15 protein-coding genes and 1 pseudogene are annotated in these 21,379 nt (G+C 42.9%); 12 read left to right on the top strand and 4 right to left on the bottom strand.

Going from position 1 to position 21,379, the window contains the following annotated elements:
• Positions 1 to 152 precede the first annotated feature (152 nt).
• The 7 genes from tal to PQ469_RS28640 all read left to right on the top strand — a co-directional run bounded on the left by tal (position 153) and on the right by PQ469_RS28640 (position 11,172).
• Complete coding sequence (gene tal, locus PQ469_RS28670) at positions 153 to 1,250, top strand: transaldolase (protein ID WP_274210722.1); 1,098 nt, start codon at positions 153 to 155, stop codon at positions 1,248 to 1,250.
• A gap of 8 nt (positions 1,251 to 1,258) precedes the next feature.
• Positions 1,259 to 1,882 (top strand): HAD family hydrolase, encoded by a 624-nt coding sequence (locus PQ469_RS28665; protein ID WP_274210721.1) that lies wholly within the window; start codon positions 1,259 to 1,261, stop codon positions 1,880 to 1,882.
• Between the two features lies 1 nt (position 1,883).
• Positions 1,884 to 3,311 carry an NADP-dependent phosphogluconate dehydrogenase gene (gene gndA / locus PQ469_RS28660; protein ID WP_274210720.1) on the top strand — a complete coding sequence of 476 codons (1,428 nt, stop codon included), beginning with the start codon at positions 1,884 to 1,886 and terminating at the stop codon, positions 3,309 to 3,311.
• A 26-nt stretch (positions 3,312 to 3,337) separates the two neighbouring features.
• Positions 3,338 to 4,852 (top strand): glucose-6-phosphate dehydrogenase, encoded by a 1,515-nt coding sequence (gene zwf, locus PQ469_RS28655; protein ID WP_274210719.1) that lies wholly within the window; start codon positions 3,338 to 3,340, stop codon positions 4,850 to 4,852.
• Between the two features lie 129 nt (positions 4,853 to 4,981).
• Entirely contained in the window at positions 4,982 to 5,713 is a 732-nt protein-coding gene (pgl, locus tag PQ469_RS28650) for a 6-phosphogluconolactonase (protein ID WP_147055103.1), read from the top strand.
• 573 nt (positions 5,714 to 6,286) lie between these two features.
• Positions 6,287 to 9,520, top strand: coding sequence for a SusC/RagA family TonB-linked outer membrane protein (locus PQ469_RS28645; protein WP_274210718.1), 3,234 nt, complete (start codon positions 6,287 to 6,289; stop codon positions 9,518 to 9,520).
• A gap of 20 nt (positions 9,521 to 9,540) precedes the next feature.
• Positions 9,541 to 11,172 carry a RagB/SusD family nutrient uptake outer membrane protein gene (locus tag PQ469_RS28640; protein ID WP_274210717.1) on the top strand — a complete coding sequence of 544 codons (1,632 nt, stop codon included), beginning with the start codon at positions 9,541 to 9,543 and terminating at the stop codon, positions 11,170 to 11,172.
• An 88-nt stretch (positions 11,173 to 11,260) separates the two neighbouring features.
• Here the strand turns inward: PQ469_RS28640 and dapF are convergent, their stop codons facing one another.
• Complete coding sequence (gene dapF / locus PQ469_RS28635) at positions 11,261 to 12,046, bottom strand: diaminopimelate epimerase (protein WP_274210716.1); 786 nt, start codon at positions 12,044 to 12,046, stop codon at positions 11,261 to 11,263.
• A gap of 187 nt (positions 12,047 to 12,233) precedes the next feature.
• On the opposite strand from dapF, the gene PQ469_RS28630 reads away from it, so the two are divergent.
• On the top strand, positions 12,234 to 13,778 hold the full coding sequence (locus PQ469_RS28630; RefSeq protein ID WP_090651505.1) for a Do family serine endopeptidase: 1,545 nt from the start codon (positions 12,234 to 12,236) through the stop codon (positions 13,776 to 13,778).
• 446 nt (positions 13,779 to 14,224) lie between these two features.
• On the opposite strand, the gene PQ469_RS28625 is transcribed toward PQ469_RS28630, so the two are convergent.
• Positions 14,225 to 16,135, bottom strand: a complete 1,911-nt coding sequence (locus tag PQ469_RS28625) for a 7TM diverse intracellular signaling domain-containing protein (RefSeq protein WP_274210715.1) — start codon at positions 16,133 to 16,135, stop codon at positions 14,225 to 14,227.
• A 404-nt stretch (positions 16,136 to 16,539) separates the two neighbouring features.
• Here PQ469_RS28625 and modA point away from each other — a divergent pair, with 404 nt between their 5' ends.
• The 3 genes and pseudogenes from modA to PQ469_RS28610 all read left to right on the top strand — a co-directional run.
• Positions 16,540 to 17,310, top strand: a complete 771-nt coding sequence (gene modA / locus PQ469_RS28620) for a molybdate ABC transporter substrate-binding protein (protein ID WP_274210714.1) — start codon at positions 16,540 to 16,542, stop codon at positions 17,308 to 17,310.
• Between the two features lie 15 nt (positions 17,311 to 17,325).
• Positions 17,326 to 17,997, top strand: coding sequence for a molybdate ABC transporter permease subunit (gene modB, locus PQ469_RS28615; protein ID WP_274210713.1), 672 nt, complete (start codon positions 17,326 to 17,328; stop codon positions 17,995 to 17,997).
• Positions 17,994 to 18,483, top strand: a pseudogene (locus PQ469_RS28610) (ATP-binding cassette domain-containing protein); the annotation flags it as partial. The gene modB and the pseudogene PQ469_RS28610, both read left to right, overlap by 4 nt.
• Positions 18,484 to 18,704: 221 nt before the next feature.
• Here the strand turns inward: PQ469_RS28610 and pnuC are convergent.
• Together pnuC and PQ469_RS28600 are read right to left on the bottom strand one after the other, a co-directional pair.
• Positions 18,705 to 19,328 (bottom strand): nicotinamide riboside transporter PnuC, encoded by a 624-nt coding sequence (gene pnuC / locus PQ469_RS28605; protein ID WP_274210711.1) that lies wholly within the window; start codon positions 19,326 to 19,328, stop codon positions 18,705 to 18,707.
• Positions 19,329 to 19,457: 129 nt separating this feature from the next.
• Positions 19,458 to 20,399 (bottom strand): NADP-dependent oxidoreductase, encoded by a 942-nt coding sequence (locus tag PQ469_RS28600; protein ID WP_274210710.1) that lies wholly within the window; start codon positions 20,397 to 20,399, stop codon positions 19,458 to 19,460.
• Positions 20,400 to 20,484: 85 nt separating this feature from the next.
• Between PQ469_RS28600 and PQ469_RS28595 the strand changes: the two genes are divergently transcribed.
• Positions 20,485 to 21,336, top strand: a complete 852-nt coding sequence (locus PQ469_RS28595; RefSeq protein WP_274210709.1) for a helix-turn-helix domain-containing protein — start codon at positions 20,485 to 20,487, stop codon at positions 21,334 to 21,336.
• Positions 21,337 to 21,379 lie beyond the last annotated feature (43 nt).

Raw genomic sequence — 21,379 nt, 5'->3', positions numbered from 1 at the left:
GATATTTAGCTTACAATAAATAGAATATTAACAAAGAACTTTACAAAACGGATCAAACGAATACATTTGCAGGAAATATCTATTAAGTTCATAGGCATTCGCAAATCTGAAATTCAATCCAATAAAAAATATAATATTAAAAACCGACCAATATGGCAACCAACAATGTAAAACAGATACATGATTTCGGACAGAGTATCTGGCTTGATTTCATCGATCGCGAAATCATCGCATCCGGAAAACTGCAAAAACTAATTGACGAAGATGGCGTAAGAGGCGTAACTTCAAACCCGGCTATTTTTGAAAAAGCGATAACCGGCAGTTCTGATTATGACAATGATATCAGGGAGCTTTCGGCAACTACCGATGATAACGAAGAACTATTTTTTGGTTTGGCCATAAGCGATATTCAGCAAGCTACCGCCCTGTTTAAAGGGGTGTATGATGAATCAAACAAAGTTGACGGATATGTTAGCCTGGAAGTTTCTCCGTTTTTGGCTTTAGATACCGAAGGCACCGCCAAACAAGCCGAAGAACTTTGGAGAAAAGTTGACCGTGAAAACGTAATGATCAAAATCCCTGGCACTAAACCGGGTTTGGCTGCTATCCAGCAATCCATTGCAAAAGGCATCAACATTAACGTTACCCTGCTTTTTGGTTTGCAGCGCTATGAAGAAGTAACCGAAGCTTATATTGCCGGTTTAGAGGAGCACTTAGCTGCAGGCCATAAAATTGCACATATATCGTCAGTTGCCAGCTTCTTTTTAAGCCGCATTGATGTTATTGTTGATCCGCTGTTGGAAGCAAAAGGCGCTAAAGACCTGCAAGGTGAAGTTGCTATCGCATCGGCTAAAAAAGCATACGAAATTTACAAAAGGGTGTTCAGCACCGAAAGATGGCAAAAACTGGCCGCACAAGGCGCACAGCCACAGCGTTTACTTTGGGCAAGCACAGGCAGCAAAAACCCTGCTTTTAAAGATACCAAATACGTTGAGGCTTTAATTGGCCCGGATACTGTGGATACCGTTCCATTAGAAACTGTTGAAGCTTTCCGTGATCATGGTATTGCTGCAAACACGCTTGAAGCTGGTTTAGATGAGGCAACCGCCACTTTGACCAAATTGAAAGATTTAGGTATCGATCTTGACGCCATCACCCAGCAATTGGAAGACGAAGGCATCGAAAAATTCAATAAACCATTCGAGAAACTGTTGAAGGCTATCGAAGATCAAAAAAGTAAAGTAGCCTAAACGGCTTTATGGAAACCGCAAACGTAAAGATCCTTTTTTTCGACGTAGGAGGTATTTTATTGTCGAACGGGTGGGGGCACGAGGCGCGCGAGGAAGCAGCCAAAAGGTTTAACCTTGATTATGCCGAAGTAAACGCCCTGCACAATTTCATTTTCAATGTATATGAAATTGGCAGCATCACTTTAGATGAGTACCTGGATACGGTAATATTTAACCATCCCCGCGATTTTGTAAGGGAAGATTTTAAGGATTTTATTTATTCTACCTCCTATGAGCTGCCGGGTATGCTGGCCTGGCTTAAAGAGTGGAAAAAAGATTGCGGTTTCCGTATTATATCCCTTAATAACGAGGGTAAAGAGTTAAATGATTACCGAGTGCGTAAGTTTAAACTGCATGATGCATTCGATGCGTTTGTATCATCGTGCGAGGTAAAAATGCGCAAGCCCGATCCGGGCATCTGGCAACTGGCCATGGGTATTGCCCAGGCATCGCCGCAACAATGTGTGTACTTTGACGACAGGATGATGTTTGTTACCACAGCCCAAAAATTGGGCATCCGCTCGTTTCAGCATACAAGTTTCGAGACCACCAAAAAAATATTAGAAGACCTTAAAAAAGAAAACCTCAAATAACATGAGCGCAACAACAGATAAATATGCTTTTGGCATGATAGGCTTAGGCGTTATGGGCCGCAGCTTACTACTTAACATGGCCGATCATGGCTTTGCAGTAGCCGGGCATGATAAGGACGCCGCAAAGGTATCATCATTAAATGATGAGGCCGGCGATAGGGCCGCTAAAGGCTTTGGCGATGTAAAGGAATTTATTCAAAGCCTTACCACACCACGTGCCATTATGATGCTGGTACCAGCCGGTAAAATTGTAGACGCCGTAATTGAGGAACTTACTCCGCTATTGGAGAAAGGCGATATTTTAATTGATGGCGGTAACTCGCACTTTACCGATACAAACCGCCGTGTTGAGCAACTGGAGGCTATTGGCCTGCACTTTTTTGGCATGGGTGTATCTGGCGGCGAAGAAGGTGCCCGCCGCGGCCCAAGCATGATGCCGGGTGGCGATAAAGATGCCTACGCGGTAATGAAACCTATATTTGAAGCCATTGCCGCTAAGGTTGATGGCGCACCATGCGTAACCTACATTGGTCCCGGCGCTTCTGGTCACTTTGTTAAGATGGTGCATAACGGCATTGAGTATGGAATGATGCAGTTACTTGCCGAAACCTACGAAGTAATGAAAAAGGGCCTTAAGCTTGACAACGATGCCATGCAAAAGGTATTTGCTCAGTGGAACGAAGGGCGCTTACAGTCTTTCCTGTTGGATATCACCAAAGATATCTTTGCGTTTAAAGCTCCCGGAACCGATCATTTATTATTAGACGATATTAAAGACGAGGCCCGTGCCAAAGGTACAGGTAAATGGACGTCGCAGGTGGCCATGGATTTGCAGGCACCTATTCCTACTATTGACAGTGCGGTATCCATGCGCGATATGTCGAAATATAAAGCGTTGCGCGTAAAAGCCGCCGGCCTGTATGCCAAAGAGCCTATCAGCTTAGATGGCAGCACCGACGAAATAATTGCCGATTTAGAGCAGGCTTTCTATTTCACCATGATCATCAGCTACGCCCAGGGCATGCACTTATTATCAAACGCATCAGCCGAGTACAAATATGATTTGCACCTGGGCGAGATTGCCAAAATATGGAGGGGCGGCTGTATTATCCGGTCGAAATTCCTGAACGATATTTTTGAAGCTTACGAGAAGGATGCCAAACTTGAGCACTTGCTGTTAGATAGTAATGTACAATCGCTGGTTGAAGGCGCTTTGCCAGGCATCAGGAAATTACTGTCAAAAACAATTGCTGCAGGTATTGCTACTCCTGCGTATACTGCTTCTTTAAGTTATTTTGATGCTTTCCGCAGCGAAAGGATGCCATCAAACCTTACCCAGGCACAACGCGATTATTTTGGGGCGCATACCTACGAGTTGATAGGCAAAGAAGGAACCTTCCATACACAATGGACCAAAGCCGAAGACTAAACATAAACTATTAAAAGCTGATCACAATGAGCGCAAGCACAAAATCAGACCCTACCATATTCATTATTTTTGGGGGAACGGGCGATTTAAATTCCCGTAAAATTGCCCCGGCACTCTATAACCTGTTTTTAGATGGATGGATGCCCAAACAATTTTCAATTATTGGTACCGGTCGTACAAAATTAACCGACGAACAGTTCAGGGAAAACCTGCATAACGATATCAACCAGTTTTCGCGCAGCGGCAAAGCCGACGAAAAACAATGGGCCGAGTTTGTAAAAAACATCTACTACCAGGTATCAGATGCTAACGACTTTGAAACCTATAAAGAATTTGGCAAACGCATTGAAAAACACAATGCCGAATGGAAAACCAAAGCTAACGTATTGTTTTACCTGGCAGTAGCGCCAAACTTTTTCCCAATCATTGCATCCAACATATCAAAAGCCAAATTGGCCGAAGATAAAAAACGGGTGCGTATCATTATCGAGAAACCATTTGGCCACGATTTGGAAACAGCCAAAGAGCTGAATGCGTTATTGAAGAGCATTTTTGACGAGTGCCAGATCTATCGTATTGACCACTACCTTGGTAAAGAAACCGTTCAGAATATCATGGCGTTCCGCTTTGCCAACTCCATTATGGAGCCGCTGTGGAACCGGAATTATATTGAGCACGTACAGATTTCGGTTACCGAGCAATTGGGCGTTGAAGAGCGCGGCGATTACTACGATGGTTCTGGTGCCATGAGAGACATGATTCAAAACCACCTGCTGCAATTGCTTTGCCACATAGCCATGGAGCCGCCGGTTAGCTTTAGCGCCGATGAGGTACGCGACCGCAAGGTTGATGTATTAAAGGCCATGCGTAAGTTTACACCCGAAGATGTACGTAGCTCGGCCGTTAGGGGCCAGTACGGCAGCGGATGGATGAAAGGAAAAGAAGTTGCCGGCTACCGCGAGGAGCCAAAAGTTAATCCTGAGTCAAATACAGAAACTTTTGCAGCTATCAAATTCTTTATTGATAACTGGCGCTGGCAGGGAGTGCCATTCTATTTACGTACAGGTAAAAGAATGCACCAGTCATCATCGGTTATCACTATCCAGTTTAAAGATGTTCCGCATTTGATATTCCCTACCGAAGCAGCCGAAAGCTGGCAGCAAAACAGGCTCATCATCAGCATTCAGCCCGAGATGAGTATCCGTTTGCAGGTACAGGCCAAGCGCCCGGGAATTGATATGGTGTTGAATGTGGTTGATATGGTGTTTGATTATAAAGGCACCTATACCAACCAGGCACCCGAAGCTTATGAAACCCTGATACTGGATACCATGATGGGCGATCAAACCCTGTTTATGCGTGGCGACCAGGTAGAAGAGGCATGGGCACTGGTTATGCCGATACTAAGCACCTGGCAACATAAAAAGAGCCTGAACTTCCCTAACTATTCTGCCGACTCATGGGGACCCGAAGCCGCCGAAGCATTAATTGCACGCGATGGCTTTAATTGGTTCACTTTACCGGTGAATGGGAAGAAATAGTAATTGGTCTGGGATCTGAGGTCGGAGGCCGGTGGAGAGAGGTCTGAAAATGAAATATTCTGTTTTTGCTTTCAGAACTCAGACAACAGACCACACGCCTCTGATCTCAGACCACCGAAAAAATAGCATATGAATTTAAATATCTTTAATACAGCTGATGAAGTGCTGATGGCGCTGGCAGATTATTTTGTTAAAATAGCCGATGCATCCATCTCCGCGAGGGGTAAATTTACCGTAGCGCTTTCGGGAGGCAGCTCGCCTAAAAAATTGTATGAGCTGCTTGCTTCAACCAGTTATGCCGACCAGGTAGACTGGACAAAGGTTTATTTCTTTTTTGGTGATGAGCGCAATGTGCCCCAAACCCATAAGGATAGTAACTACCTGATGGCCAAAACTGCCCTGTTTGATCCTTTGCTGATAAGCCCGGCCAATATATTTGCGGTTGATACCACATTTGAACCCGCCGATGCCGCTGCAAGATATTGGGACATGATAGCTACATTTTTTGATGAAGACGAGCTGAGCTTCGACCTGGTACTTTTAGGCTTAGGCGATAACTCGCATACCGCATCGCTATTTCCGCATACCCCGGTATTGCACGATACCACGCCGGGTGTCAAAGAAGTTTGGCTGGAAGATCAGCAGGTTTGGCGTATCACCCTGAATGCGCCGCTGATTAATGATGCGCGTTACATAGCGTTCCTGGTTTATGGCGAGGGCAAAGCAATTGCCGTACACCATGTATTGGAAGATGACGAAGATATTGAAGAATACCCTGCCCAGCTGATAGATTCAATAGTTGGCGAAACGGAGTGGTTTTTAGATGAACCCGCCGCCGCAAACCTGCAGGAACTGGAGTAAATAGAATTTTTTCGATCAGAATTAATAAGGCCGATAGATTAACCATCTACCGGCCTTTATTTTTACTTTGATATTTGCGGCGAAACGAATGTTTTAGGCCGGGGAATGGTGTGCGATCTTAGTGTATACATAAAGTGTTAAATAAAAACACAAATTCAATAAATAAAGGCGTAAAATTTATTTTTATTTATTATTTTATTAATAATTACAAATAAAATGACTGAATAATTAAGAATATTCAAATCTTATTGAAAATTTCTTGTGTTATTTATCATAATTGACGAAATAAATAGAAACACGAAGTTGTTTTTATCAAAATTTGTTTGATGAATTAACTTTTGAATAACAAAAGTTTAATAAAAGATGCTTTTTGTGTGAATTATACACTTTGTTGGTGTCTGTTTATTGCATTTATTCAAATTAAGTCGCCAAAAAAATATAAATCACATAATATAGGCCCCTGATTTAGCCGCTATTTTACTTCATTGCTAAAAATCAACTCCTCATTTGTAATGCAAATGTTACAAGCTATCTTGTTATTTAACAACTATTAACTATTTAACTGATTAAAGTATGAAAAAAAGTTTTCTCAAAAACTTGATGGGGATACTATTGGCATTATTTTGCCAATATGCGTACGCCCAAAACCGAACCATTACCGGTACTGTTACAAGCAAGGATGATGGCTTACCTGTTCCCGGTGTAAGTGTTACCGTAAAAGGTACACACATCGGAACCCAAACGTCCGCTTCCGGTAAATTTTCAATCAACGTGCCTTCGTCGGGTACCACACTGGTTTTTACCTTTATTGGGTTTGCGAAAACCGAAATGCCAATTGGTAGCACCGGGGTTGTAAATGTAGCTTTAGCTAACGATTTTAAGCAACTGAGCGAGGTTGTTGTAACAGGATCGGGTGTGGCTACCAGTAAGGCTAAATTAGGCATCTCCGTTGAAGCTGTTGCAGGCAAAAGCCTTTCATCTTCTCCGCAAGCTTCTATTGACCAGGGTCTGATAGGTCAAGTTGCCGGTGCCCAAATTTCATCTGTCGACGGTACCCCCGGGGCAAAAACCAACATTGTACTAAGAGGTATAAACACCGTTCAGGGTAGTACATCGCCCATGATTTTGGTGGATGGTATCGAATCGCGGTCAACCGATATTAGTCAGCTTGATCCTGCTACAGTTGACCACATTGAGATTGTACAAGGTGCTGCCGCTTCAACTATATATGGTGCACAGGGTGCCAATGGGGTTATACAGGTTTTCACTAAAAAAGGTAAATTAGGTAAGGCCCGGATAGATATCACATCAAGCGTAAGTGCGGGTGACTATTTGAATATAGGGGATGTACACCAGGCAAAACTGAGCAGCTTTAAAGTTGATGCCAGTGGTGTATTTATTGATGCATCAGGCAACCCGGTAGTAAGGAATCAGGATGGAAGATACCTGGGTATCCAATGGGCATACGGTGCCGATCCGTCAAACGGCCATCCTACGGCGATGTCAAACCCGTTAAATATTGCGCATCAGCAATACGGTACCAACTTAAAATATTATGACCACCTGGCACAATTATTTAAAACAGCGTATACAACTAATAATAGCGCAGCAATTTCGGGTGCCAATGATAATTCTGATTATAATTTAACCATATCTAATAACCATCAGCAAAGTAATATCAGGAACAACGGTTATAACGACAGGACAAACTTAACCGCGAATATTGGCGCTGAATTATTCAAAGGATTTACAATCCGGTCGATAACGCAACTTATTTATACCAAAAACACACTTAATCCAAATTACGGTATTGGTAATGCCGGCGGGATATTTGATGTTTTAAATGCGTCGCCGTATTACGATTTTAATCAAAAAAATGCAGATGGCAGTTATCCATTATCGTTAAACTCGGGTACAGTCAGCGTAAATGGCTCTAACCCTAATTATTATACCCAATGGGCAAACCGGGTGTCAAACCGGGAAGATATATTGCAAAATATACAGGCCGACTACAAAATCAATAAGTTCATAACATTAAACGCCAAATACGGGATCAATTATCAACATACCGAACAAAATACTATTTACAAAAATCAGTCGGGTACGCTTACCGCTATCGATCTTGGCTCGTACTATGGCGCCTATGCCGCTAACCCTAAAGGCGAGTTAGACAAAAATACCAGCAGCACTACGTTCCAAAACTTTAATGCTTCGGCAATTATTAAAACCGACTTTGAAAAAGATTTTCATATCAATTTGCCCATTACAACAAGCACGTTGGTAGGTTACGATTATAGAAAAAATGTTGATAAACAATACAATACCTATGGATTGGAGTTGCCGGAATACGCTATTTATAATTTTAACCAAACAGCAACACAGGCAGTGGCTTATGATTACACCACTCCATTTATTACCTACGGTTTTTATGTAAACCAGAAAATTGACTTCGGCGATTATGGCGGCGTAGCCGGCGGGTTCAGAAGCGATTATTCATCGGCGTTTGGTGGCGGTTCAAAGCCGTTTACTTTCCCGAATGCAAACGGTTATATCAGGCCGTCGTCGTTTGATTTCTGGAAAAACTCAACTTTGGGCAACGTAATCCCTGAATTTAAGTTAAGGGGCGGTTACGGCGAGGCTGGTACTCAACCAATGCCTTTTGACAGATATCCTACTATCAACCCCGGAAACCTTGGTTCGGCCCTTACATTTAACTTGCCAACTTCACTTGCTAACCCGAACTTAAAAGTAGAGGTTTCAAAAGAATATGAAATTGGTACCGATATAGCTATAAAAGGAGCATCGGGCAATTGGTTTAGCGAAATCAATGTTAGTGGTACCTATTGGAACCGTAAGTCAGATAACGTTATTTACAATATCAATACAGCTCCATCAACGGGCGGCAATCAAATAAAAACCAATGCAATAGGCCTTTCTTCTCACGGTATTCAGGCTTCATTAAATATTGGCATACTGAAAACCAGGGATTTTAACTGGAATTTCACAACCAATTTTAGTAAGGCAACAACAATGATAACCAGCACCAGTGGCGCACCAATCATCCTGAATACAGCAGCGGGTAGCACCTTTTTAACTTTGACTGCCGGTCAAAAGATTGGTCAGATCTTTGGCAATAAAGCACTAACAAGCCTGAGCGAGACAAACAGCGCGGGCGTGCCATACATACTCCCTGCCGATTACAGTAAATATACAATTGTTGATGGTCGGGTTGTTAATATAGCTACAAAGGGGATTCAATTTGCAAGCGAGGCTTCTTCCTTCGGCGATCCAAACCCTAAGTTCAACGCGGCGTTTATAAACAACTTTACCTATAAATCACTTTCATTTGGTTTCCAGTTTGACTGGGTTTACGGCAGCCACCTTTATAACCAAACCAGGGAATGGCAATACCGGGATGGCATAAGCGGCGATTATGACAAAGCTGTTAATATAGCTGGCACATCCGCCGCATACACTGCTTACTACAGAAGCGCTTATGCAGATATTATTGGGGGGGTAAATGGTGCAAGAAACGGCACTAAGGATTATTTTTACGAAGGGGCCTCTTTTTTACGATTGAGAAACGTCTATCTGGGATATGATTTCTCTCGCCTTATAAGTAAAAAGGTATTCAAAAGGGCAGTTTTAACATTTACAGGCCGCAACTTGCTAACCTTTACCAAGTATACCGGGTTTGATCCGGAAATCAGCTCCGGCACATCTAATTCTCCGTTTGATAGAGGGGTAGATCATGATTCTACACCTAACAGCAAATCATACCAGGTAGGTTTAAATCTTGGGTTTTAATTGACTTTAAATAAAATAAAATGAAAAAATATAAATATATTATAACATCAGTACTCTTAGCTGGTTTTGCTGTGTCGTCCTGCAAAAAGGAATTAGACGTAAAAAACCCTAATTCGCCTACGCTTGAACAGGCAAAAACAGAATCGGGCTTAACCTCGCTTGCGGCTGGAAGCGTGTACATTAATGGTTTTGTAAATGGTGACGGATGGTTAGGAGATAGCTTTTTCTCCCTATGCTATGGATATCATGAATTATTGGCTGATGATGTATCGGCACAGGCTGCAAATCAAAACGTTAACCTTGTTAATGTGCCCGATTATGCGATACTTGATGATGGAACAAAAGTAGTAAACACCCAGCCCCAGATAGCAAACTTAAGGCTTAATAACACCCGTGATAAGCAAAGCCAGAATATGTTCTACTATGAATGGCAAAGCATGTATGGGTTAAATAATGCATGTAATCAAATTCTTGCTTTGGCAGGTTCGGTAAGTTTATCAGGCGATGCGGCAACAAAGCTGGCCACTTACAAAGCCTGGGCTTACTGGTGGAAAGGCTATGCTTACGCAAGGCTGGGTTCGGTTTACTATGCAGGTCTTATTAACAATGAAGTAAGTGCAACAAATGCCATTTATGTTAACAGCGCCGCCTTATTAGCAGAATCAAACAAAAACCTGGCGCAGGCAGCTTCTATTTTGAATGGAATAACCGCTACCGATACCTACACCGCTTTAATGGGAAAGTTGATCCCTTCATTTTTCCAGGTAGGCAATGGCAAAGTGCCTACCCCGGCCATGTTTGTACATAGCATAAATACACTAATGGCGCGTAACCTGTTGGCTAACACCAGTACATCTGCCATGACAGCCGCCAATTGGCAAACTATCCTGACATTAACCGCTGCTGGCATTCAGTCCACCGATAATGTTTTTGCGGGATTTTCAACAGAGAATAACTACGTATTTTCACCAGGCGGAGGATCAGTGGCTGTTAATACTGCTGGTGACGAAACTGCAAGCAGTTTTACAATAAGCGAAAGGCTGATACAGGATATTAAACCGAAGGATAAACGTTTAGCTCAAAATTTTTTACAAGTTACGCCATTCTACAATCAGGTTGGCGGGTTTACTTTTAGCACAAGATGGAAGCTATATGATGCGAAAATTGACGCTGTCCCGGATAGTGGCGCTATCCAGCTTGCCAATAAAACAGCTGGTAAGCAAGAAGTTTATATAGGTGCAAGCTACGAAGAAAATGAGTTGATGAAAGCAGAAGCGCTGATCAATACCGGTCAGATTGATCTTGGGTTAGCAAGTATAGACAAGGTAAGAACTTACCAGGGAGCCGGCCTTGCAAAGGTCTCAGGTACCGGGTTGACTTTGGCTGCCGCGAAAGAAGAGCTGCGCAAAGAAAGACGCATTGCCTTATTGTTCAGAGGAACAGCATTTTACGATGCCAGGAGATGGGGCGTAATTTATGATATATCAAAAGGCGGAGGCCGCACTAATGCGGTTATACTATCGCCCAATGGTGTATTAAGCACGCATGCAACTATCAACTATAATTTCCTTGATTATTGGGATGTGCCGGCAGATGAGGTGGTGCTAAACCCGCCTGGTGCAGGAAGCGCACCTGTTAAAAACCCGAATTGATTTGTATCGTTCTTTATATAATATCAGTTAATACTGTTAAGGCCGCGCAACAAATGTGCGGCCTTTTATATTTAAAAAAAGTAAATAATTATATCTCCACTACGCCATCAAACACCTGCACAGCGGGGCCTTCTAAAAATATATCGGTAAAAACTTTGCCGTCGTAATTAAAACGGATGTTAAGGTTGCCGCCCAATACTTTTATAGGCGTATCAATGTGCCCGGTTTGCTGGTTGTGGCTGGCCATGGCAAGCGCTACAGCTGTAACTCCCGTTCCACAGGCAAATGTTTCGTCCTCTACACCCCGTTCAAAGGTGCGCACAAAGTATCCATCATCGGTAGGTTCAACAAAATTTACATTGATGCCTTTTTCGCGGTAGGTGGCGTTGTTGCGAATGGCTTTACCTTCATGGAAAACGTCGCGGTGGGCCAGGTCGTCAACCAATTTAACGTAATGTGGCGATCCGGTGTTGAGCACATAGGCATCCAGGTCGGTTTTCAATTCCTTTACGTCTATCATTTGCAGGCTTACCCAGTTGCCTTCAGCTGAAATTTTGGCATGGTGCGGTCCGTCAACAGCCAAAAATTCAGTTTCGGCGTCAATCACACCCAAAAATTTTGCAAAGGCTACAATACACCTGCCGCCGTTGCCACACATGCTGCTGGGCTGGCCGTCGGCATTATAATAAACCATCTCAAAATCAAAGCCCTCCTTGTTTTGCAAAAACATCATACCATCGCCGCCGATGCCAAAACGGCGGTCGCAAAGGCTGGCAATCAGCTTCGGATTGTTATGATCTACTATATTTTCGCGGTTATCCACCAGTATAAAATCGTTACCGGCACCCTGGTATTTATAAAATCGTAACTTCACAATAATGTCATTTAGTATCAACTACTTAACCCAAACAATTCTTTAACAACAATGGTTACAGTTTAAGTAAAATCATTTTAACAAATTTTAACAAAAAACCTGATAACTTATCGTTGCTTATGTAGTCTATATGGTATTAAATTTGATTTGTTAATTATAAACAAAATAAAGAAAGGCAAATATAAAGATGAAAAAGATTGGTTTAACATTATTAACCGCTTTTGTTGGAGGAGCCATGGCTTTAGGCACTTACAAGGTTATCGAAAACAAATATTCTGACAACCTAAGCTTCGAAGACAAACAAAAAGTTTATTTTACCAGTAACCCGTCGGCACCGGTGGTATCCTCAACCGGTTCGCTTGATTTTACCGAGGCTGCTGCTGCTGTAACGCCTGCGGTGGTTTACATTCGTACTACCTATAGCAGCCAATCGGGTAGTAGCGGGCAAGACCAGTTTGAGCAGATGTTTGGCGACATGTTTGGCCAGCGCATACGCCCGCAGGGGCCGCAAATGGCATCAGGGTCGGGCGTAATCATCTCTAATGACGGGTACATTGTAACCAATAACCACGTGGTTGAAAAAGCCGATAAAATTACCGTAGCTACCAACGATCACCGCACCTTCCAGGCTAAGGTGATTGGTACCGACCCAAGCACCGACCTTGCCCTGATCAAAATCAGCGCTACCGACCTGCCTATTGTAAAATTAGGCAACTCAGACGATGCACGCGTAGGCGAATGGGTGCTGGCAGTAGGTAACCCTTTTAACCTTAATTCAACCGTTACAGCTGGTATCATCAGCGCCAAAGGCCGCAACATAGGCATTATTGGCAGCGAAGACAATCAGGACGAGAGCAACCCGTTTGGCCGTACCCGTAACCAGCAAACCACACCAAAATTAAACAAGGCGATTGAATCGTTTATCCAAACAGATGCTGCCATTAATCCAGGTAACAGCGGCGGAGCCCTTGTAAACACAAAAGGCGAGCTGATAGGCATTAACGCCGCGATAGCATCGCATACCGGCTCATATGAAGGCTACGGCTTTGCTATCCCGGTTAACCTGGCCAAAAAAGTACTGAACGATATTAAAAAATATGGCACTGTAAAACGTGGCTTTGTTGGTGTAAGCTTTACCGAACTTAACCCTGATGTAGCACAAAAATTAAACATCAACAATACAACCGGCTTATATGTTAACGACCTGGTTGAGGGCGGTGGCGCGCAAGCAGCCGGTATCCAGAAGGGCGATATCATTGAAAAAGTAGAGGGCGTGCCTGTTTATGAATCGTCTGATTTACAGGAGCACGTAGGCCGCTTACAGCCCGGCGACAAAGTAAACATGACCGTGCTGCGCGATGGTAAAGAGAAAACGTTTGCAGTAACGCTTAAAGCAGACGCCAATCCTACTGGTACCAAAACTGCAGCGGTATCAAAATCGGCCGAGGAGTTGTTTAACAAGCTTGGAGCAAGCTTTCAGCCATTAAGCCCGGCTCAAAAGGCAAAATTCCATGTAAACTCTGGTGTTATGGTAACCCAGGTGCGGGAAGGCAGGGTGTTTGATAGCTTCGAAATTCCAGTGGGCTCAATCATCACCAGTATCAATAAATCGCCGATAAACAGCGTAGCCGATATTGATAAAGTGATTACCAACCTGCGCAATGGTAACCTGGTAATTTCGGGCTACTATCCGGATGGCACAAACTTTAACAACATGTTCCAGGTACAGTAAGCAGATGTGCAGATATGCAAATTTCAGATGTGCAGATGAACTAATAAATACAAAGCCGGCTTAAGCCGGCTTTGTATTTATAGGAGATTTAGCTGCGATGACCTGTTATTTAATATAGCGAAAGGAATAAGCCAATGAGGTATAAGACTATATAAGCATCAAGCGATACCGGGTGTTTTATAGTCTGATCCTGATTAAGAGATCCAGATCGCTTTGGTATTGTTTTGACCAACAACAGGCACAAAGTATAAATACGCTAAATTGCGCAAAACGCCACTTTAATGTTAACCATGTAATATTATAAATTGCTTATTGCCAGGTATTTATAAATTGCATATCTGAAATCTGTTAAGTTATGTTAACCCAATTTAGATGCGTTTGCCCTGAATCGGATCTAATCGCTTTTCAGCTTTCCGCCTTTTGCTTTCCGCTTTAAGCTTTCCAAACTAATCTACCGAGTTATCAATCACCAACTTACTCCAGCCCTTTGAGCCGGCGTTTTTAATCTCTTTTTTCTGAGCCTCCATGGCCTTTTTAATACGGGTGCTGTATGCCCAGCAGGTACTTTGACGGATAGATAGTATTTCTGATAATTTGTGCGATGAGATTTTACCCTTGGTAGAGTACATCAAAAAAATCATGTAAAAAGCTTTATTGATGGGAATGCGGGTATTTTGTAAAATGGTATAAGCAATCACCGATTCTTCGTAACCGCATTTGGAACAACGGCGGCTGTACGGCAGGTGCCCGCCCCCGTAATGTGTACTATTACACTTGCGGCAGGCATAACCATTTTCCCACTTCAAATTACTCAGGAATTTAAAACAGGTTTCCCTGTCGGGGTAAATCCTGCTAAACTCCTCAAAATCAACTTCTGCCGACATCACCCTGTCGTGAGTCACCTTTTCAATATCGTTATGCAACGTAACATTGTCTTTCTCAAGCAGCACGTTCATGCGCGAAATTTCTTCGGCTTGCTGCTGCAGCAATTCGTTTACAGATAGTAGCTCATCGTTCTGGTCGGCTATCATGGATGATTTTTCAACCAATTCCCTGGTGCGTTCCTGTACTTGTTCTTCCAGGCGTTTGTTTAGCACATCTTTTAGCTCCTCGTTCTGCTTCATCTGCTTAATGATAGCCACCTGGGCATCGTCTTTTTCTTTTTTCAGGATGCGTACCTTGTCGCCAATAGCAAAGGAGATGAATAGCATTTCGGTAATAAAGCAAACGCTAAGGCTGTAATAATCAAACTCGGTAACAGGCAGCCACCACATGTTTAGGGCAATACAGCTTTTGATGATAAAACCCGTGAGTAAAAACAAATACCCGATAACAAAAAAACGGGCCGGTTTGTACCCTTTTGCCCAGGTATAACAGCCAGCGTAAAATGCCAGGAGTAACGGTATAAACTCGATGATCTTGTAATTGAACCAGCTATTGTTTATGGTGATACACGCCACAAAAAACAGGCAACGCAGTGCAATAACCCAGCTGGTAGCTTTATATAAACGCGGCGCGTTCACTTTTAAATTGAGCAGGCTTTGCGTAAACAACACGGCAAATATACTGGCGGCAAACAGGGCTATGCCATAAGCATATTGATTCCAGCCCGGGTTATTTGGCCACATGTACTGGTAGGCAATTCCATCGGCGCACATTTCATAAAGGCCAATGCTAATGTTGTAGGCAATGTAATATAAGTATTGCACCTTGCGCATGGCAATAAACATCATGAGGTTATACAGGCCGAAAACCAGGATCATCCCATAAAAAACACCGAAAAAGAAATATTCATCCAGTGCATAACTGATAAACCAGCTCACGGTGCGCAACACCATAATTACGTTAACCGAATGGTGCGACCGGATACGGATGTAATAAATCGCGTCGCCCGTTCCGGGGTTATTTAAATTAAGGCTAAAGTTTTTATGGTGATAAAACCGTTCTGAAAACGGGCGGCTGCTCCCCAAAAGTATGGGTGTATATTTATTTGCGGCTATCGGCGAATAAACGGTAATACTATCAATCGTTTGATCAAAAAACTCCAGCAGCCAACTGTTTTTGGTAGCAGGGTTACCGCCAATTTTGATGCGGTACCAATAGGTAGAATTTACGTTCCTGGTAACAGGTGTTGGCTCGGGATTTACTTTAAAACGGCTATCAAAAGCTGGCAGGCCATCGCCGGTAAACTGCAGGCGGCCGGTGGTATCTTCAAAATAATAAACCTGTTTGTATTCAAATATATGCTGCTTAACATGGTCATCCAGCCGGACAATATTTTGGGCGGAAGCGGGGGTAATAATGTAAAAAAACGATAGTAAAACAGCGGGAAAGTATCTCGTTAAAAGTTTACACATACGCAGGTAAAAGGGGTAATTATCTTTCGTACCCGCAGCTTGGTTTTGCGGGCACGAAAGCTGTTTAATTTGGTTAGCGTCAGGCCGGGTACAATGATAATATATTTCTTTTTATAATCCTATTAAAGGTGTATAATACAGTTATTTAATATGATTTTTATCAGGCTTAAATGCCTTTTTAATCTATCTTTTTGTTTTTTTTTATAAAGTAACCAAACTTGCCGAACATATATAAAAACCACACCCGGGGCAATCATATCATTTACGAATTTTAACGCTGCCGGCATCAATCAATTAACCGCGTAACAAGCTTATATTTGTAGTGTTCAGGAGGCCTGGTAACACCATTAAGCTAAAAAAGAGCTAATTCGGCTGCCTTTACCAAACAAATAAAACAGATACGCATGAAGCATAAAAAATACAATAGCAAGCCATTTAAAATTTTCCTGATGGCCATTTGCACCATGGTGCAGTTGCCTGCTTTTGCTCAAAATGTGAGGGTTGCCGCTGCTGCTAACCTGCAATCGGTTATTGAAGTGTTGCAAAAGGATTTTAAACAAAAAACAGGGATCGGCATTGAACCCATCGTAGGTTCATCCGGTAAATTGGTAGCGCAAATTAGCAACGGAGCGCCCTTTGATGTGTTCCTATCGGCTGATATGAACTTCCCCGAAGCGCTTTATAAGGGAGGCTTTGCTACCAAACAACCAGTGGTGTACGCTAAGGGCAGCCTTATTATCTGTAGTTCGCAAAACATTGGATTTGAGAATTGGGAGCGGTTGCTATTAACTGCGAGGGTAAAGAAAATAGCTATAGCCAACCCGGCCATCGCCCCTTACGGTAAAGCTGCCGAAGAGGTTTTAAAATATAAAGGCGTTTTAGACGAGGTAAAATCTAAAGCCGTTTATGGCGAGAGCATCTCGCAGGTAAATACCTACATTACTACCGGTGTGGCCGATGTTGGTTTTACCACCCAATCATTAATAAAAGAGACTAACCCTAAAATGGTGCTGTACTACAAAGTTATCGCCCCTAAATACTATAAACCTATTTTACAGGGCATGGTGTTGTTAAAACATGGCGCAGGCAACCCTGATGCTGAAAAGTTTTACTGGTATATATTAAGCCCGGCGGCCAAAAGTATTTTTGCAAGCTATGGCTACCGTGTGCAATAACTACTATTTTTGTTGATGGATTTATCCCCAATATGGCTCACTTTAAAGCTGGCAGGTGTTACCACGGCGCTGTTGTTTATTGTGGGTGTGCCTTTTGCCTGGTGGCTATCCCGGGGGCGGTCGTTTTTTAAGATCATTGTGGAGGCTATTATCACTATGCCACTGGTGTTGCCGCCATCGGTATTGGGGTTTTATTTGTTGCTGGCTTTTAGCCCGCAATATGGTTTAGGCAAATGGTTACATGATAACTTTGATGTGCAGTTTGTATTTTCATTCCCGGGCCTGGTGCTGGCATCGGTAATTTATAGCATGCCTTTTATGATTGGCCCGGTAAAATCGGCATTGCAACAGTTGCCCGCTGCGCTGGCCGAGGCCTCATATACCTTGGGCAAATCGCGCTGGCAAACATTTAAGAGTGTGTTATTGCCCAATATCAAACCATCGCTATTGACGGCTATTGTACTTAGTTTTGCGCATACCCTGGGCGAGTTTGGAGTTGTGCTGATGATTGGCGGTAATATTCCCGGCGTTACCCGCGTGGCCTCTATTGCGGTTTATGATTCGGTAGAGAAAATGGATTATGCATCGGCCAATAACTACTCACTCATTTTATTTTCCATAACCTTTGTGATGGTGATAGCTGTTTTTGTATTTAATAAATATCAAGCCAAAAGCCCTTTAGGATGATCAGTATCAATATCGAAAAGAAGCTAAAGGCCTATCACGGGCAGCAGGTATTGCATATTGATAAACAATTTGCAACGGGCAGCATCACCAAAATATACGGGCCATCAGGCTCGGGCAAAACAACATTTTTAAAAGTAATAGCAGGGCTTATCAATCCCGACAAAGGGGTTATCAAAGCAGATCATGAAACGTGGTTTAATGCGGAAACAAATATCAACCTATCAACCCAAAAAAGAAATATCGGGTTTGTTTTCCAGCAGTATGCCCTGTTCCCCAACATGACCGTTCGGCAGCACCTGGAATATGCAACCGCTGATGAAAACTGGATAAACCGCCTGTTATTACTGGGCAAATTAGAAACGCTGCAAGCGCATAAACCCGATTATCTATCGGGCGGCCAGCAGCAACGCCTTGCCATATTGCGGGCACTGGCTACCAAACCCCGGTTACTTTTAATGGACGAACCCTTTTCGGCCCTCGACGCAAAAATGAAGACGGAGCTGATAGCAGCATTAAAAGAATTGCTGAAAGAGCTAAATGTAACCACCATCATAATAAGCCACAACCCGCAAGAGTTAGACGGCTGGGCTGATAACGAAATGGTATTCAGTTAAGCCGAAAGTCTTAAGCCGGAAGCCTCAAGTCCTTTTTTACCCGGCAAATACCCCCAGTTGTTTTATATAAATACCATTTCCCTGACTTAGAATTTAAGACTTTCCACTTAAGGCCTGGGCTTTATATTCTTTGTTCCAGTCAATATACCCTATGGTGGCTAAAACGAGCAGGATAACGTATAAAATAGCAGTTACATACAGGTTTTTGTAGATGTACAGCGGCACATAGCAAATATCCACAAATACCCACAGCGCCCAGTTTTGCAGAATCTTCCGGGTCATCAGCAATTGGGCCATAAAGCTTACCGAGGTGCAAAAGCCATCGATATAAGGCACCGTGCTTGATGTAAAGTGCTGAAGATACAAACCCAGTAGTCCCGATAGCAGCAGTGTGATCAATAGCGCCAATAAATATTCTTTGTGGCTAAGGCTAATTACCGGCTTTTCTTGCCGCTCTTTTTTCCGCAGCCAAAAATACCAGCCATAAACGCCTGTACCCAGGAAATAGATTTGTAAATAAGCGTCGCCAAATAAACCACTCTGGAAAAACACCACCATATAAGCTGTTACTGCAATAATGCCGGCCAGCCAGTTCCAGATGTTTTGCCGCGCCGCCAGGTAAACGCAGGCAATAGTAGTAGCGGCCCCAAGCCACTCCAGGTAGCTGGTTTGTTTGATGCCCTGGATGATGTTTTGACCGATGGAAAGGTATTGCATTTATATCAAAGATATAATTTTTGATATTTTGTAGCCATAACAGGGAAAGCAAGTGGCAATAAATGGATGACGCAGAAAAACTTACGAAGTTTGAAAAACCTCGTAAGTTTAAAAAAATGTGTCTTTATTTTATATCTCCACCACAACTTTCCCCACAGCCCTTCCGCTCTCCAGCAAGGTATGCGCTTCACCCACCTGCTCCAGCTGGAAAACTTTGGATACATGCGATTTGATGATGCCTTTTTCTAACAAGCCTGCAATGGTTTTCATATCATCGCCACTTGGGTAAACCAGTACATTGTGGCCATGTACACCTAATTCCTTTGCTTTTTGAAGCAACTCGTCGTTGAAAGCATGTAAGATACAGATTACCGCACCTCCTTTATTTACGATATGGAGCGACTGTTCGGTATTTGCACCACCTATCGGATCGAAAATAAAATCAATATCACTTACTGCTTCTTCAATTTTTTGTGTTTTATAATCTATGTGCTCATCTGCACCTAATGATAAAACAAAATCTTTATTGGCTGCCGATGATGTACCAATAACGTAGGCCCCCAAATGCTTGGCTATTTGTACCACGTAGTGTCCAACACCGCCCGCGGCAGCATGAACTAACATCCTATCGCCTTTTTTAACTTTTACCTTGGTAGTTAAAACCTGCCATGCTGTAAGCGCGGCAAGGGTGGCCGCCGCAGCCTCGTTATGAGTTATGTTTGCAGGTTTTATCGCCAGCTCAGACGGTTTGGCAACAACATATTCTGCATAAGTTTTACCTAATACCGGAAAATTAATCATCGCAAACACTTCGTCGCCGGGCTTAAAGCCGGTAACCTCGCTGCCTGCTTCGGTTATTACGCCCGAGATATCCCAGCCTAAAATTATAGGCAACTCCATTTTGGTGCGACCTGCTGCGCCCTTTCCCTGCCGAGTTTTCGCATCAACCGGGTTTATGCTGATGGATTTTAACTTTATCAATACTTCATCGGCCCCGATGGCTGGTACTGGTATGTTAACGGCCTCAAAATTTTCTATACCGCCAAATGCTTTTAAAATTATTGCTTTCATTCTTTCTTTTTTTGACAAGGCAAATATCTACCAATAAAAATAATCAAATTGGTATATATTTACTATAATTTGGTATTTTTGCTTTATGATAAAGGAAAATCTGTACGAACCATTTTCAATTGCTTATCTAACATTAGATAAATGCCCAAAGTTTGAACATCAGCATAGCTTTTTTGAATTAATTTATGTGATATCCGGCACCGGCAGGCAATGCATCAACAAAAGTCACTTTGATTACCGGGCCGGGCATATGTTTTTAATCACCCCCGAAGACTGCCATTCGCTGCATATTGAAACTACTACCGAATTTTTCTTTTTGCGTTTTAACGATATCTATCTCAAAAATGGCAGCCTCCTGCACGAAAATATCCAGCGGTTGGAGTACATATTGCACAACGCCAATCACCAGCCAGGCTGCATTCTTAAAAACCTGCCCGATAAACGCCTGGTAGGGCCAATGGTAGAAGCCATCGTCCGCGAATATGAAAATAAGGACATTTACAATAAAGAGCTTATTCAGCAACTGGTAAATACGCTGATCATCGTGGTAGCCCGGAACATTGCCCGCTACCTGCCAGAGCAGTTAAACATGGGCACCGAAGAAAAGGCGATGGATATTTTACAATACGTGCAAAGCAATATCTATTATCCCGAAAAACTAAAGGCCGATGTAATAAGCAATACCTTCAGTATCTCTGAAGCTTATATGGGCCGTTACTTTAAAAAGCACGCCAGCGAAACTTTGCAGCAATACATTATCAATTACAAAACCAAACTAATTGAGCACCGCCTGCAGTTTAGCGATAAGCGCCTGAATGAAATTGCCAATGAGTTTGGCTTTACCGATGAAAGCCACTTTAACAAATTTTTCAGAAAGCAAAAAGGCAATAGTCCTAAAGAATACCGTAAAATGATACAATTGCCGCGCGCATCGTAACCAGGTGTAACACTTTGGATTGGCAGGCGTCTTACTCCTGAAT

This window comes from Mucilaginibacter sp. KACC 22773 (genome assembly GCF_028736215.1).
Lineage (GTDB): Bacteria > Bacteroidota > Bacteroidia > Sphingobacteriales > Sphingobacteriaceae > Mucilaginibacter.
Note: the sequence above shows the minus strand (reverse complement) of the source record. Positions and strands in the feature narration are given on the sequence as shown.

Excerpts from the sequence above, each read along its gene's own strand:
- pgl (WP_147055103.1), top strand. The coding sequence starts at position 4,982 with ATGAATTTAAATATCTTTAATACAGCTGATGAAGTGCTGATGGCGCTG.
- PQ469_RS28625 (WP_274210715.1), bottom strand. The coding sequence starts at position 16,135 with ATGTGTAAACTTTTAACGAGATACTTTCCCGCTGTTTTACTATCGTTT.
- modA (WP_274210714.1), top strand. The coding sequence starts at position 16,540 with ATGAAGCATAAAAAATACAATAGCAAGCCATTTAAAATTTTCCTGATG.
- pnuC (WP_274210711.1), bottom strand. The coding sequence starts at position 19,328 with ATGCAATACCTTTCCATCGGTCAAAACATCATCCAGGGCATCAAACAA.
- zwf (WP_274210719.1), top strand. The coding sequence starts at position 3,338 with ATGAGCGCAAGCACAAAATCAGACCCTACCATATTCATTATTTTTGGG.
- PQ469_RS28645 (WP_274210718.1), top strand. The coding sequence starts at position 6,287 with ATGAAAAAAAGTTTTCTCAAAAACTTGATGGGGATACTATTGGCATTA.
- PQ469_RS28640 (WP_274210717.1), top strand. The coding sequence starts at position 9,541 with ATGAAAAAATATAAATATATTATAACATCAGTACTCTTAGCTGGTTTT.
- modB (WP_274210713.1), top strand. The coding sequence starts at position 17,326 with ATGGATTTATCCCCAATATGGCTCACTTTAAAGCTGGCAGGTGTTACC.
- PQ469_RS28665 (WP_274210721.1), top strand. The coding sequence starts at position 1,259 with ATGGAAACCGCAAACGTAAAGATCCTTTTTTTCGACGTAGGAGGTATT.
- PQ469_RS28600 (WP_274210710.1), bottom strand. The coding sequence starts at position 20,399 with ATGAAAGCAATAATTTTAAAAGCATTTGGCGGTATAGAAAATTTTGAG.
- PQ469_RS28630 (WP_090651505.1), top strand. The coding sequence starts at position 12,234 with ATGAAAAAGATTGGTTTAACATTATTAACCGCTTTTGTTGGAGGAGCC.
- tal (WP_274210722.1), top strand. The coding sequence starts at position 153 with ATGGCAACCAACAATGTAAAACAGATACATGATTTCGGACAGAGTATC.
- gndA (WP_274210720.1), top strand. The coding sequence starts at position 1,884 with ATGAGCGCAACAACAGATAAATATGCTTTTGGCATGATAGGCTTAGGC.
- PQ469_RS28595 (WP_274210709.1), top strand. The coding sequence starts at position 20,485 with ATGATAAAGGAAAATCTGTACGAACCATTTTCAATTGCTTATCTAACA.